General features: G+C 68.3%; 12 protein-coding genes. 2 read left to right on the forward strand and 10 right to left on the reverse strand.

What is annotated here, in order from left to right:
• Positions 1-22: 22 nt before the first annotated feature.
• On the forward strand, positions 23-1,138 hold the full coding sequence (ald, locus tag A5775_RS12965; protein ID WP_067252832.1) for an alanine dehydrogenase: 1,116 nt from the start codon (positions 23-25) through the stop codon (positions 1,136-1,138).
• On the opposite strand, the gene A5775_RS12970 is transcribed toward ald, so the two are convergent.
• The 5 genes from A5775_RS12970 to A5775_RS12990 all read right to left on the reverse strand — a co-directional run bounded on the left by A5775_RS12970 (position 1,135) and on the right by A5775_RS12990 (position 7,625).
• The gene (locus tag A5775_RS12970) at positions 1,135-2,160 is read right to left on the reverse strand and encodes a nitronate monooxygenase (protein WP_067252648.1); all 1,026 of its coding nucleotides are present in this window, start codon (positions 2,158-2,160) and stop codon (positions 1,135-1,137) included. The two genes, ald and A5775_RS12970, sit on opposite strands and share 4 nt — an antisense overlap.
• A 60-nt stretch (positions 2,161-2,220) precedes the next feature.
• A complete protein-coding gene (locus tag A5775_RS12975) occupies positions 2,221-3,588 on the reverse strand; it encodes a pitrilysin family protein (protein WP_067252835.1) in 1,368 nt (455 codons plus the stop codon).
• Entirely contained in the window at positions 3,575-5,857 is a 2,283-nt protein-coding gene (locus tag A5775_RS12980; protein WP_082952999.1) for a polyribonucleotide nucleotidyltransferase, read from the reverse strand. Before A5775_RS12980 ends, A5775_RS12975 begins: the two co-directional genes overlap by 14 nt.
• A 389-nt stretch (positions 5,858-6,246) precedes the next feature.
• Positions 6,247-6,516, reverse strand: a complete 270-nt coding sequence (gene rpsO / locus A5775_RS12985; protein WP_066950523.1) for a 30S ribosomal protein S15 — start codon at positions 6,514-6,516, stop codon at positions 6,247-6,249.
• A gap of 125 nt (positions 6,517-6,641) precedes the next feature.
• Positions 6,642-7,625: a bifunctional riboflavin kinase/FAD synthetase gene (locus A5775_RS12990; RefSeq protein ID WP_067252653.1), complete on the reverse strand. Its 984-nt coding sequence runs from the start codon at positions 7,623-7,625 to the stop codon at positions 6,642-6,644.
• Positions 7,626-7,738: 113 nt separating this feature from the next.
• Here A5775_RS12990 and mntR point away from each other — a divergent pair, with 113 nt between their 5' ends.
• Positions 7,739-8,431 carry a manganese-binding transcriptional regulator MntR gene (gene mntR / locus A5775_RS12995; protein ID WP_067252655.1) on the forward strand — a complete coding sequence of 231 codons (693 nt, stop codon included), beginning with the start codon at positions 7,739-7,741 and terminating at the stop codon, positions 8,429-8,431.
• 34 nt (positions 8,432-8,465) lie between these two features.
• Here the strand turns inward: mntR and A5775_RS13000 are convergent, their stop codons facing one another.
• The 5 genes from A5775_RS13000 to A5775_RS13020 all read right to left on the reverse strand — a co-directional run bounded on the left by A5775_RS13000 (position 8,466) and on the right by A5775_RS13020 (position 13,668).
• Positions 8,466-9,728, reverse strand: a complete 1,263-nt coding sequence (locus tag A5775_RS13000; protein WP_067252658.1) for an acyl-CoA dehydrogenase family protein — start codon at positions 9,726-9,728, stop codon at positions 8,466-8,468.
• Between the two features lie 8 nt (positions 9,729-9,736).
• On the reverse strand, positions 9,737-10,939 hold the full coding sequence (locus A5775_RS13005) for a lipid-transfer protein (protein ID WP_067252661.1): 1,203 nt from the start codon (positions 10,937-10,939) through the stop codon (positions 9,737-9,739).
• A 169-nt stretch (positions 10,940-11,108) separates the two neighbouring features.
• Entirely contained in the window at positions 11,109-12,014 is a 906-nt protein-coding gene (gene truB, locus A5775_RS13010; protein WP_067252663.1) for a tRNA pseudouridine(55) synthase TruB, read from the reverse strand.
• The gene (locus tag A5775_RS13015) at positions 12,011-12,694 is read right to left on the reverse strand and encodes a 4'-phosphopantetheinyl transferase (RefSeq protein WP_067252665.1); all 684 of its coding nucleotides are present in this window, start codon (positions 12,692-12,694) and stop codon (positions 12,011-12,013) included. The genes truB and A5775_RS13015 overlap by 4 nt, the downstream gene beginning before the upstream one ends.
• Positions 12,691-13,668, reverse strand: coding sequence for a metallophosphoesterase (locus tag A5775_RS13020; RefSeq protein WP_067252667.1), 978 nt, complete (start codon positions 13,666-13,668; stop codon positions 12,691-12,693). The genes A5775_RS13015 and A5775_RS13020 overlap by 4 nt, the downstream gene beginning before the upstream one ends.
• Positions 13,669-13,785 lie beyond the last annotated feature (117 nt).

Raw genomic sequence — 13,785 nt, forward strand, 5'->3', positions numbered from 1 at the left:
AATGCGCGAACAAGGGGCGATCATGCGAGTCGGCGTACCGACCGAGACCAAGACGAACGAGTTTCGCGTGGCCATCACCCCCGCCGGTGTCGCCGAGTTGATCCGCCGCGGTCATGACGTGCTCGTCCAGTCCGGCGCCGGCGAGGGCTCGTCCATCACCGACTCCGAGTTCAAGGCGGCGGGCGCCCAACTCGCCGATACGGCCGAACGGGTTTGGGCCGACGCCGAGCTGCTGCTCAAGGTCAAAGAACCGCTGCCGGCCGAGTATGAGCTGTTGCGGCGCAACCAGATTCTGTTCACCTATCTGCACCTGGCCGCGTCGCGTGCGTGCACCGACGCGCTGTTGTCGTCCGGCACCACGTCGATCGCCTACGAGACGGTCCAAACTCCCGACGGCACACTGCCGTTGCTGGCGCCGATGAGCGAGGTGGCCGGGCGGCTGTCCGCTCAGGTGGGGGCGTATCACCTGATGCGCACCCACGGCGGGCGCGGCGTGCTGATGGGTGGTGTGCCAGGCGTCAAGCCGGCCGACGTCGTCGTGATCGGGGCGGGGACGGCGGGCTACAACGCGGCCCGCGTCGCCGGCGGCATGGGGGCGATGGTCTCGGTTCTCGACGTCAACATCAACAAACTTCGGTTGCTCGACGCGGAATTCGGCGGCCAGGTCCGCACCCGGTACTCGTCGGCCTACGACTTGGAGGGCACCGTCAAGCGCGCCGACCTGGTCATCGGCGCCGTGCTGCTCCCCGGCGCGAAGGCACCCAGCCTGATCTCGAATTCCCTTGTCGCGCAGATGAAACCGGGCGCGGTGCTGGTGGACATCTCCATCGACCAGGGCGGCTGCTTCGAGGACTCGCGGCCGACCACGCACGACGATCCGACCTTCGCCGTGCACGACACGGTGTTCTACTGCGTGGCGAACATGCCCAGCGCGGTACCCAAGACGTCGACGGTGGCGCTGACGAACGCGACCATGCCGTACGTGCTCGCGCTCGCCGACCGCGGCTGGCGGCCGGCGTGCCGCTCGGATCACGCTCTGGCCAAAGGACTTTCGACGCATGACGGCGCGCTGCTGTCCGAACAGGTGGCCATCGATCTCGGCCTGCCGTTCACCGACCCGGTACGATTCCTGGGCTAAGCGGTGGCCGCGAGGCTCGCGATGATGTCGGCCGCGGGGCCGGCGCTGGCGTGCTTGAATGCCGCCCCCGCCCACAGCGGTATCCCGTTGGGATCCTCGATGGCGGCGGCGGCTTCCCGGATGGGCGATGTCATCTGGTTGACCTCGGGGTAGCCTAGCGGCGCCACGTGGTCGAGCATGCGGGTGAAGTCGTTTTCCAGCCCGCGCGCGTACCGGCCCGAGAATGCCCGCGTCACAACGGTGGTGGCGAACAGCGGGTTTTTCAGGGCGGTGCGGTGCGCGGGGTTGGTGCCGGCCTCGTCGGCGAGCAGTAGCGCGGTGCCGACCTGGGCGGCGACCGCTCCCCTGCGCAACACGGCCCCGACCTCGTCGGCGGTGCCCAGCCCGCCCGCGGCGACGATCGGGATGTCATGCGCGTTGCGGACGCGATCGATGAGCTGGTGCAGCGACTCGTTGGCGGGTTCCATGTCGGGCGCGAACGTGCCACGGTGCCCGCCCGCGGCGGGGCCCTGCACCACCAGGCTATCCGCGCCCGCCGCGACGGCCACTCCGGCCTCGTAGGCCGACGTCACCGTCACCATCACCAGCAGGCCCAGCGCGCCGAGGCGCCGAATCACGTCGGGTGGTGGGACACCGAACGTGAACGACACCAACTCGGGCCGGACGTCGGCCACCACCTCGAGCTTCTGCTCCCACCCGTCGTCGTCGCCGTACTGCGGATGACCGACCTCCACCTGGTAGTGGTCGGCGATCTCTTCGAGTTCGGCCGCGTAGTAGTCCAGCGCCACCCAATCGGCGACGCTGGGCTGGGGCACAAACAAATTCACCCCCAGCGGGCCGGTGGTGGCCTGGCGCGCCGCGGCGATGTCGCCGGCGAACTGCTCGGCGCTGAGGTACCCGCCGGGGACGAAACCGAGCCCACCGGCATTGGACACCGCCGCGGCCAACGCGGGAGTGCCGGGCCCACCGGCCATCGGAGCGCCCACGATGGGCACCACGATGTCCCAGAAGCCCAGTACCATTCGGCTAGTCCGTCGACGGCGAGCGCCGGCACGCTGCGAGTGAGGAGGCGGACATTTGAGCTACGTTACCATCGCCCGAAGTTGTTGGGGCAGTGACCGTTTGGCGGTGTACGGGCCGAGAACCGCGGCGCCGTAGCGCTGCCCGAGCAGCCGGTGCGCGACGGCGTTGACCTGCTCGACGGTCACCCGGTCGATTTGCTGCAGCGTGTGCTCGATGCTGCGGTGCTTGCCGTAGTTGAGCTCGCTGCGGCCCAGGCGGCTCATCCGTGAGCCCGAGTCCTCCAGGCCGAGGACCAGACCGCCGCGCAGCGAGCCCTTGGCGATGCGGCATTCCGACTCGGTGATGCCGTCGCGCGCCACCGAGTCGAGGACCTTGCTCGTCACGGCCATGACCTCGGCAAAGCGTTCGGGCTGGCAGGCGGCGTATACGGACAGGGCGCCGCTGTCGGCGAAGATGTCCACCGTCGAGTAGACCGAGTAGGCCAGCCCGCGCAGCTCCCGGACCTCTTGGAACAGCCGAGAGCTCAGGCCGCCGCCCAGCGCGGTGTTCAGCACCGACAGCGCCCAGCGGTGCTCCCAGCCCCGGCCGGGCGTGCGGACACCCAACGACACGTGCGTCTGCTCGGCGTCCCGGGTGCCCAGCAGCAGTCCGGGGTAGCCGTTGACACGCCCGGCGCCCTTGCGCGGCGCGATGGGCTCGCGGCCGCGCACCAGATGCGGGCCGAAATGCTCGCGCACCAACGCGACCACCTCGTCGTGGTCGACATTGCCGGCCACCGCCACCACCATGCGTTCGGGCGTGTAGCGCCGGACGTGGAACGAGTGCAGCTGGCTTCGCGTCATCGACGTCACCGACCGGGCGGTGCCGATCACGGGCCGGCCCACCGGATGGTCACCGAACAGCGCGCCCAGGAACATGTCCCCGAGCGCGTCCTCGGGGTCGTCGTCGCGCATCGCGATCTCCTCGAGGACCACGTCGCGTTCCAGTTCGACATCCGCGGCGGCGCAGCGGCCGTTGAGCACCACATCGGCGACCAGATCGACGGCCAGCGCCAGGTCGCTGTCGAGCACGTGCGCGTAGTAGCAGGTGTGCTCCTTGGCGGTGAACGCGTTCAGCTCTCCCCCGACGGCGTCCATCGCCTGGGCGATGTCCACCGCGGTACGGCTGGGGGTCGACTTGAACAGCAGGTGCTCGAGGAAGTGAGCCGCGCCGGCGACGGTGGCACCCTCGTCGCGCGAGCCGACCCCGACCCAGACCCCGACCGAGGCGGAACGCACCGCGGGCAGGTACTCGGTGACCACCCGCAAGCCGCCCGGCAGCGTGGTGCGGCGCAGTGCGGCTTGCGGTTCGGGGTCCGCCGCGGCGGTCTGGTTGCCCCGCCGCAGCGCGGGATCAGCTGCTCGCCTTCGGGAGTCAGCTCGCGGCATCGGCTGGGGCGGCCGCCGGGACATCGGCCGGAGCCGAGTTGTCGTCCTCCACCAGCACCAGCGAGATCTTGCCGCGCTTGTCGATGTCGGCGATTTCGACGCGCAGCTTGTCGCCGACGTTCACCACGTCCTCGACCTTCGCGATGCGTTTGCCCTTGCCGAGTTTGGAGATGTGCACCAGGCCGTCGCGGCCCGGCAGCAGGGATACGAACGCACCGAAATCCGTTGTCTTGACCACGGTTCCGAGGAACCGCTCGCCGACCGTGGGCAGCTGCGGGTTCGCGATGGCGTTGATCCGGTCAATCGCGGCCTGCGCCGAGGGGCCGTCGGTGGCGCCGACGAACACCGTGCCGTCGTCCTCGATGGAGATCTGCGCGCCGGTCTCCTCGGTGATGCCGTTGATGACCTTGCCCTTGGGGCCGATGACCTCACCGATCTTGTCCACCGGGACCTTGATGGTGGTGACCCGCGGTGCATACGGGCTCATCTCGTCGGGCGCGTCGATGGCCTCGGCCATGACCTCGAGGATCGTCAGGCGCGCGTCTTTGGCCTGGCTCAAAGCACCCGCCAGGACCTGCGACGGGATGCCGTCCAGCTTCGTGTCCAGCTGCAGCGCGGTGACGAAGTCCTTGGTGCCGGCGCACTTGAAGTCCATGTCGCCGAACGCATCCTCGGCGCCCAGGATGTCGGTCAGGGTGACGAAGCGGCGCTCGGTCGATTTTGTGCCGTCTCCCGCCTCGACCTCGACGTCGTCGGAGACCAGGCCCATCGCGATGCCGGCCACCGGAGCCTTCAGCGGCACACCGGCATTCAGCAGCGAGAGCGTGGAAGCACAGACCGAGCCCATCGACGTCGAGCCGTTGGAGCTCAGGGCCTCGGAGACCTGGCGGATGGCGTACGGGAACTCCTCGACGCCGGGCAACACCGGGATCAGGGCCCGCTCGGCGAGCGCGCCGTGCCCGATCTCACGCCGCTTGGGCGAACCCACCCGACCTGTCTCGCCGGTGGAGTACGGCGGGAAGTTGTAGTGGTGCATGTAGCGCTTCGAGGTTTCCGGTCCCAGCGAGTCGATCTGCTGCGCCATCTTGACCATGTCGAGCGTGGTCACACCCAGGATCTGGGTCTCACCGCGCTGGAACAGCGCGCTGCCGTGCGCCCGCGGCACCACGGCGACCTCGGCCGACAGCGCGCGGATGTCGGTGATGCCACGGCCGTCGATGCGGAAGTGATCGGTGAGGATGCGCTGGCGCACCAGCTTCTTGGTCAGCGCGCGGAACGCGGCGCTGACCTCTTTCTCGCGGCCCTCGTAGGTCGCAGAGTCCCCAGTGAGCCGCGCCAGCACTTCCGCCTTCAGCTCGTCGGTGCGGGCGTCGCGCTCGGCCTTGCCGCCGATGGTCAGCGCCTTGGACAGCTCGTCGGTGGCCACCGAAGCCACCGAGTAGTAGACGTCTTCCTGGTACTCCGGGAACGTCGGGTACTCGCCGACCGGTTTGGCGGCGGCCCCGGCCAGCTCCGCCTGCGCGGTGCACAGCGCGGCGATGAACGGCTTGGCGGCCTCCAGGCCTTCGGCCACAACGGTTTCCGTGGGCGCCTGGGCTCCGCCCTCGACGAGCTCGATGACCTTGTCGGTGGCCTCGGCCTCGACCATCATGATGGCGACGTCTTTGTGGTCACCGTCGCCGACTATGCGGCCGGCCACGACCATGTCGAACACCGCACGCTCGAGCTGCTCCACGGTCGGGAACGCGACCCAGGTGCCGTCGATCAGCGCGACCCGCACGCCCCCGATCGGACCCGAGAACGGCAGACCGCTCAGCTGGGTGGACGCCGACGCGGCGTTGATCGCCAGCACGTCGTACAGGTCGTTGGGGTCCAGGCTCATGATCGTCACGACGACCTGGATCTCGTTGCGCAGGCCATTGACGAACGACGGCCGCAGCGGGCGGTCGATGAGCCGGCAGGTCAGGACCGCGTCGGTGGACGGACGTCCCTCCCGACGGAAGAACGAACCGGGGATGCGACCGGCGGCATACATCCGCTCCTCGACATCGACGGTCAGCGGGAAGAAGTCGAAGTGCTCCTTGGGACTCTTGCTGGCGGTAGTCGCCGACAACAGCATGTTTTCGTCATCCAGGTACGCGACCACGGCACCGGCGGCCTGCTGGGCCAACCGGCCGGTCTCGAAACGGATGGTGCGGGTGCCAAAGCTCCCGTTGTCGATGGTGGCGGTCGCCTCGAACACGCCCTCTTCAATTTCAGCGACAGACATAGACGTCCGTACGGCCTCTCTTATTCGGCTGTTTCGCGTCGCCACGCGCAACCTGGAGAGGGTCCGCAGAACCCGTTCGGGCCTGCGAGTCACCCTGGGAGCTATCCCGAAGAGCCAGTCTGAATGCGGCTACGGCCATCGATCGAAGCGGCCGAGAAGCCCCAGATCCGGAGAGCCCGGCAGCCACTACCGAAGACCGCCCGATGCAGACTGGGCTGCTCCCTCGAAGGTGCGTAGTGACACGCTGGAACGGCACACGCGGATCTGCGTGACCGCACCGTTTGCTCGGGCCGGAACCGGCCCAGAACGTCCTCACTCTACACGGGCGGCCCCGCCCCGGCAGCATCGCGCGGGATCAGCGGGGTGCCATCGGCCCGGTGTCGCCGGCGTCAGCGACGCAGGCCGAGGCGCTCGACCAGCGAGCGGTAGCGCGCCACATCGATCTGGGCGACGTATTTGAGCAGCCGGCGCCGACGCCCGACCAGCAGCAGCAGCCCGCGCCGCGAGTGGTGGTCGTGCTTGTGCACCTTCAGGTGCTCGGTCAGGTCGGCGATCCGCTTGGTCAGCAGCGCGACCTGCGCCTCCGGGGAACCGGTGTCGGTGTCATGCAGGCCGTAGGTGCCCAGGATTTCTTTTTTCTGCTCGGCTGTCAGCGCCACGAACTATCTCCATCAATCGGTCCGCGAAAGGAATCTTGAAGGCGCGGCCACCGCGAACCGCAGCACGCGCCGATGTCGTCCGGCAGTTTAGCAGCGGTGCAACCGCCGGGCACAAACGCAGCGCATCAACCCGCGGACAGCAAAGCCCGGGTCCGGTCGGTGTCCCTGCCCATCGCCACGATGAGTTCCTGGACGGAGTCGAACTTGTGCTGCCCGCGGATGCGGCCGACGAAATCCAGCGCGACGTGCTGCCCGTACAGGTCGGCGTCGGTGTCCAGGACGAACGCCTCGACGGTGCGGGTGCGTCCGGAGAAGGTCGGGTTGGTGCCGACCGAGACCGCGGCCTGGTAGCGCTCGCCCGGGACCATCGCCCCGGGGGCGCCCGCCCCTGGACCGTGGCCGAGCACGGTGAACCATGCGGCGTACACGCCGTCGGCCGGGATTGCCGAATACATCGGCGGCGCCACGTTCGCGGTCGGGAAGCCCAGTTCGGCGCCGCGGCCGTGACCCCGCACCACCACGCCCTCGACCCGGTGCGGTCGGCCCAGGGCTTCCGTGGCCGCCACCACGTCGCCGGCGTCCACGCAGGACCGGATGTAGGTGGACGAGAACGTGACGGTCTCGTTGCTGTGGTGTTCGGACAGCAGCGACATCGATTCCACGGCGAACCCGAATCGGTCGCCGGCGCGCCGCAGGGTCTCGACGTTGCCGGTCGCCTTCTTGCCGAAGGTGAAGTTCTCCCCCACGACGACCTCGACCACATGCAGGTTCTCCACCAGCAGCTCGTGCACGTAGCGGTCCGGCGTGAGTTTCATGAAATCGGTGGTGAACGGCATCACGAGGAAGACGTCGATGCCCAGCTCCTCGACCAGCTCGGCGCGCCGCGTCAGCGTCGTCAGCTGCGCCGGATGACTGCCGGGATAGACCACTTCCATCGGGTGCGGGTCGAACGTCATCAACACCGTCGGCACGCTGCGCGCACGCCCCGCCTTCACCGCATGCGCGATCAGCTCCGCGTGGCCGCGATGCACCCCATCGAACACACCGATGGTGAGCACACACCTGCCCCAGTCCGTGGGAATCTCGTCCTGGCCGCGCCACCGCTGCACGACCGCAAGCCTACGGCGCCGAGTCCCCGGCCGGGAGATCCGCGGGGCGCAACACCCGCCAACGTGGCGGGGAACACGCCGGATCCGGAGTGGGGTGCCTAAACTTTGTCGTTGTGAGTGCTGACGAAGAACGTGGCGGTCTCACCGCGGTCGGCCAGGACTACCTCAAGGCGATCTGGAACGCCCAGGAGTGGTCCCCCGACAAGGTCAGCACGAAGATGCTGGCCGAGAAGATCGGGGTGTCGGCCAGCACAGCCTCGGAGTCGATCCGCAAACTGGCCGAGCAGGGCCTCGTCGACCACGAGAAGTACGGCGCGGTGACCCTGACCGAGGCGGGGCGGCGCGCCGCGCTCGAGATGGTGCGCCGGCACCGGCTGTTGGAGACCTTCCTGGTCAACGAGCTCGGCTACGCCTGGGACGAGGTGCACGACGAGGCCGAGGTGCTCGAGCACGCGGTGTCGGATCGCCTGGTGGCCCGCATCGACGCCAAGCTGGGGTTCCCGCAGCGCGACCCGCACGGCGACCCGATCCCGGCCTCCGACGGGCAGGTGCCCACCCCGCCGGCGCGCCAGCTGTGGGCGTGCGGCGACGGGGACGCCGGGACGGTGGCCCGCATCTCCGACGCCGACCCCGAGATGCTGCGCTACTTCACCGACGTCGGCATCAGTCTCGATTCCCGGCTGCGGGTCCTGACCCGGCGGGAATTCGCCGGCATGATCTCGGTGGCGATCGAATCCGGTGACGGCGCCGAGACGACCGTGGATCTGGGCAGCCCCGCCGCGCGGGCGATCTGGGTGACGGCCTAGCTTTTCGGGTTCGCGGTGCGGTTACGCGCGAAGCTCAGTCCGCCAGTAACCCCTTGGCGATGTGGGTGACCTGCACCTCGTTGCTGCCGGCGTAGATCATCAGCGACTTGGCGTCGCGGGCCAGCTGCTCCACCCGGTACTCGGCCATATAGCCGTTGCCGCCGAACAGCTGCACGGCCTCCATCGCCACGTCGGTGGCCGCCTCCGAGGAGTACAGCTTGATCGCCGACGCCTCGGCCAGCGTCAGCGGTTTACCGGCCTGCTGGCGCTCGATGGTCTGAAAGACCATGTTCTGCACGTTCATTCGGGCGATTTCCATCTTGGCGAGCTTGAGCTGGATCAGCTGGAATTGCCCGATGTTGCGGCCCCACAGCGTGCGGGTCTTGGCGTAGTCGACGCACAGCCGGTGGCATTCGTCGATGATGCCCAGGGCCATCATCGCGATCCCGATCCGCTCGGCGGCGAAGTTGGCGCGGGCGCTGTCGCGGCCGTCGCCGTCGGTGTGCTGTTCGCTCTCGCCGAGCAGCCGGTCCGGGGTCAGCCGAACGTTGTCGAAGAACAGCTCGCCCGTCGGCGAGGACATCATGCCCATCTTCTTGAACGGCTTGCCCTGCGTCAGGCCCGGCATGCCCGCGTCGAGCACGAATACCAGCACCGGGCGGTTGCGCTTGTCGACCGACGCGTCACCGTCATCGAGTTTGGCGTATACGACCAGGACGTCGGCGTTGGGCCCGTTGGTGATGAACGTCTTCTGCCCGTTGAGGATGTAGTCCTGGCCGTCGCGTTTGACGTAGGTCTTCATGCCGCCGAACGCGTCCGAGCCCGAATCCGGCTCGGTGATGGCCCATGCCGCAATCTTTTCCAGCGTCATCAGCTCGGGCAGCCAGCGCTCCTTCTGGGCCAGCGTGCCGCGGCTCATGATGGTCGCCGCACCCAGACCGAGGCTGACCGACGCGGTGCTGAGCAATCCGATGCTGACCCGGGCGATCTCGGACACCAGCACCGCGATCATCGAGCCCTGGGCTGTGCCCCCGAAACCGCCTGCGTCATCGGGCTTTTCGGCGGGCTCCTCGGCCGCGGGAGTCCCGTCGAGCTTGGCCCGTTCCCGGTCCAGCATCTTCTTGACCGACTCGGCGGCCATCGCGTCAAGGCCGAACTGGCTGAACAGCTTGCGCGCGATCGGATAGGGCGACATTGCGCCGCTTTCCAATTCGTCCAGATGCGGCCGGATCTCTTTGTCGACGAACTGCCGAACGGCATCCCGGACCATCAGGTCGGTGTCGGACCACTCGATCATCGTGCGGTTCAGCGTTCGGCGCGCTGGTAGGCGGTGACGACGGCGGCCCCACCCAACCCGATGTTGTGTTGCAGTGCGGCGCTGACGCCCTCGACCTGACGCTTGTCGGCCGTGCCTCGCAGCTGCCAGGTCAGCTCCGCACACTGCGCCAGCCCGGTCGCGCCCAGCGGGTGCCCCTTGGAGATCAGGCCGCCCGACGGGTTGATCACCCAGCGCCCGCCGTAGGTGGTGTCGTTGTTGTCGATCAACTTGGGCGCCTCACCCGGACCGCACAGGCCCAGGGCTTCGTAGAGCAGCAGCTCGTTGGCCGAGAAGCAGTCGTGCAGTTCGATCACCTGGAAGTCCTGCGGCCCCAGCCCAGACTGGTCGTAGACCTGTTGTGCGGCTTGCACATTCATGTCGTAGCCGATGAGGTTCTTGGCGCTTCCGTCGAACGTCGAGGCGAAGTCGGTGGTCATGGCCTGACCGACGATCTCCACGGCTTGGCCGGCCAGCCCGTGGCTGTCGACGAAACTTTCCGAGGCCAGGATCGCCGCGCCCGAACCGTCGGAGGTCGGCGAACACTGCAGCTTGGTCAGCGGGTCGGAGATCATCCGCGCCGCCAGGATGTCCTCGAGCGTATAGGACTCCTGGAACTGGGCGAAGGGGTTGTTCACGGAGTGCTTGTGATTCTTGTAGCCGATCTTGGCGAAATGCTCTGCGGTGGAACCGTATTGCTTCATGTGCTCGCGGCCGGCGGCGCCGAACATCCACGGCGCGACGGGCATCGCGAACTCGTCGATCTCGGCCATCGCCTTGACGTGCTTGCCCATCGGCGATTCGCGGTCTTGCGCGCCGCCGCCCAGCGAACCGGGCTGCATCTTCTCGAAGCCCAGCGCGATCGCGCAGTCGACGATGCCGCCGCGGATGGCCTGCGCCGCCAGGAAAAGCGCGGTGGAACCGGTGGAGCAGTTGTTGTTGACGTTGACGACCGGGATGCCGGTCATGCCGAGCTCGTAGAGCGCGCGCTGTCCGGACGTCGAGTCACCGGCGACGTAGCCGACGTAGCCCTGCTGCACCTCGTGGTAGGCGATGCCGGCGTCCTTCAGGGCGTTGGTTCCCGATTCGCGCGCCATGTCCGGGTAGTCCCAGCCCTCGCGGCGACCCGGCTTCTCGAATTTCGTCATGCCGACGCCGACGACATAAACCTTGTTGGATTGCTTGGTAGACATCGTTGTCCCTTCCGTAGGCCGCCTTGACAACCAGTGTGCAACGTCGCCCAACCAACCGCTCGGCCGGGACCCGCTAGAGCGTCTCGGGGCGGGATTTGATGGCCCGGCTCCTCCTCAGTCCGATCCGGACTGCATCGTCGCCGGTCGGATTTGATGGCCCGGCTCCTCCTCAGTCCGATCCGGACTGCATCGTCGCCGGTCGGACCACCACCACCGACTTGGTCCCCGCGCCCTCGTCGCGCAGCAGCGCCATCACCCGACCGTCGGGGTCACACGCGGCATAGACGCCGTCGATCCCGGCCGGCGGCAGGGATCGACCGTTGGCGGCGGCGTCGGCCTCGTCGGCGGACAGGTCACGGCGCGGGAAGATCAGCAGGCAGGCCTCGTCGAGGCTGTAGCTCAGCCGCGGACGCTCGGCCAGCTCGTCGAGCGAATGTGCCTGATCCAGCCCGAAGCCCCCGACGCGGGTGCGCCGCAACGCCGTCAGGTGCCCGCCCACGCCCAGCGCCGCCCCCACATCGCGGGCCAGCGCGCGAATGTAGGTCCCCGACGAGCAGTCGACCTCAACGTCAACGTCGACGACGTCGAAGCCTTCGGACCCTGGCCGGACGTCGAACACGTCGAACCGGTCGATGCGCACCGGCCGCGCCTCGAGCTCGACGGTCTGGCCTTCGCGGGCCAGCCGGTAGGCGCGCTTGCCGCCCACCTTGATCGCGCTGACCGTCGACGGCACCTGTGCGATGTCACCTCGCAGCCCATCCACCGCGGCCTCGATCGCCGCGAGCGTCAGGTGCCGCGCCGCGACGCTGCGCACCGGTTCGCCCTCGGCATCGTCGGTCGACGTGCTCTGCCCCAGCCGGATGGTGGCGGCATACGACTTCGACGACGCCGTCAGCAGGCCCAGGATCTTGGTGGCGCGCTCGATGCCGATCACCAGCACCCCGGTGGCCATCGGGTCCAGCGTGCCCGCGTGCCCCACCCGGCGGGTGGAAAAGATCCGTCGGCAGCGCCCCACCACGTCATGGCTGGTCATCCCGGGCGGCTTGTCGACGACGACGATGCCCGGACTGCTCATAGCACGATGGCGGTCAGCACCAGTCCGCGTTCGACCGACCACCGGCCCGCCAGCTCGGTCAGCGGCGGCCCGGACAGCGCCGCCGGATCGATCAGGATTCGCGAGACGAACCGGCCGGTCGCCGCCCCGGGACCGTCGGATTCGAACGTGATGTGCGCGTCCTCGAAGCCCAGCCACCTTTTGGTCAGCGGGAACCACGCTTTGTAGGTTGCCTCCTTGGCGCAGAACAGGATTCGGTCCCAATGCAGATCTCCCGACAGGTTGGCGGGGATCTCGGTGCGTTCGGCCGGCAAGCTGATCGCGTTGAGCACGCCGTCGGGCAACACGTCGTGCGGTTCGGCGTCGATGCCCACCGAGCGCAGCACATCGGCGCGGCCCACCACCGCGCCGCGGTAGCCCGTGCAATGGGTGAGGCTTCCGACCACGCCGTCGGGCCAGCAGGGTTCTCCTTTCTCGCCCTTGAGGATCGGCACCGGCGGCAGGCCGAGCTCACCCAGCGCGACCCGGGCGCAGTGCCGGACGGTGATGAACTCGTTGCGCCGCTTGGCCACCGACCTCGCGATCAACGGCTCCTCGTCGGGCAGCGCGACGAGATCGGGCGGATCGGTGTACACCTCGGAGTAGGCCAGACCGTCGGAGGCCGGCAGCACGGAGGACACCAGCGTGTGCTCCCCCGTCATCGTGATTGCCGCTGCCGCAACCGTTCCCGGAACTGCGTGGCCTGTTGCCGCATCTCGGGAGTGATCTCGAAGTGGCCACCGAAGTCGTTGAGGTCGCCGGGCGCGTACTGGGGATCCGGCAGCACCTGACGCAGCCAGCTCGGCGGCTTGCGGCGCCGCCACTCGCGCGGATAGCCCACCGACACCTCCTCGAAGCGCACGTCGTCGTACCACGTGGTGCGCGGGATGTGCAGGTGGCCGTAGACCGAGCAGACGGCGTTGTAGCGGGTGTGCCAGTCGGCGGTCTTGGTGGTTCCACACCACAGCGAGAACTCCGGGTAGAACAGCGCGTCGCAGGGATCGCGAACCAGCGGGAAATGGTTCACCAGAACGGTCGGTGTCATCCAGTCCAGCCCTTCGAGCCGCGCGCGGGTGATCTCCAGACGCTCGCGGCACCACGCCTCGCGGGTGGGGTAGGGCTCCGAGGAGAGCAGGAACTCGTCGGTGGCCACCACGTTGTGGTCCCGCGCGATGGTCAGGCCCTCGGCTTTGCTCGTGGCCCCCTCGGGCAAGAAGCTGTAGTCGTAGAGCAAAAACATCGGCACGATCGTGGCCGGGCCGCCGCGCTCGGTCCACACCGGGAACGGATGCTCGGGCGTGACCACACCCATCTCGTCGCACATGTTGACCAGGTAGTCGTAGCGCGCCTTGCCGAAGATCTGCACAGGGTCGCGCGTAGTGGTCCACAGTTCGTGGTTGCCCGGCACCCAGATCACCTTGGCGAACCGCCGTCGCAGCAGGTCAAGGGCCCAGCGGATCTCGTCGGTGCGCTCGGCGACGTCGCCGGCGACGATCAGCCAGTCATCCGGCGACGAGGGATGCAGCGATTCGGTGACCGGCTTGTTGCCGAGGTGACCGGTGTGCAGGTCGGACACCGCCCACAGCGTCGGTTGCCCACCGTTGGTCGATTCCTGCCCCGATTGATGCCCAGCCACGAATAACCACCCTAACGACCCGAGTCGGGCAAGGCCGTTTCGCGGCCGCCGGGCCCGCGAATTAGAACAAGTTCAGGTTTGCCTGTGACGCCGCACGCGCGACTTGTACACTCCCCC

The sequence above is a fragment of the Mycobacterium sp. 852002-10029_SCH5224772 genome, assembly GCF_001667315.1.
Taxonomy (GTDB): domain Bacteria; phylum Actinomycetota; class Actinomycetes; order Mycobacteriales; family Mycobacteriaceae; genus Mycobacterium.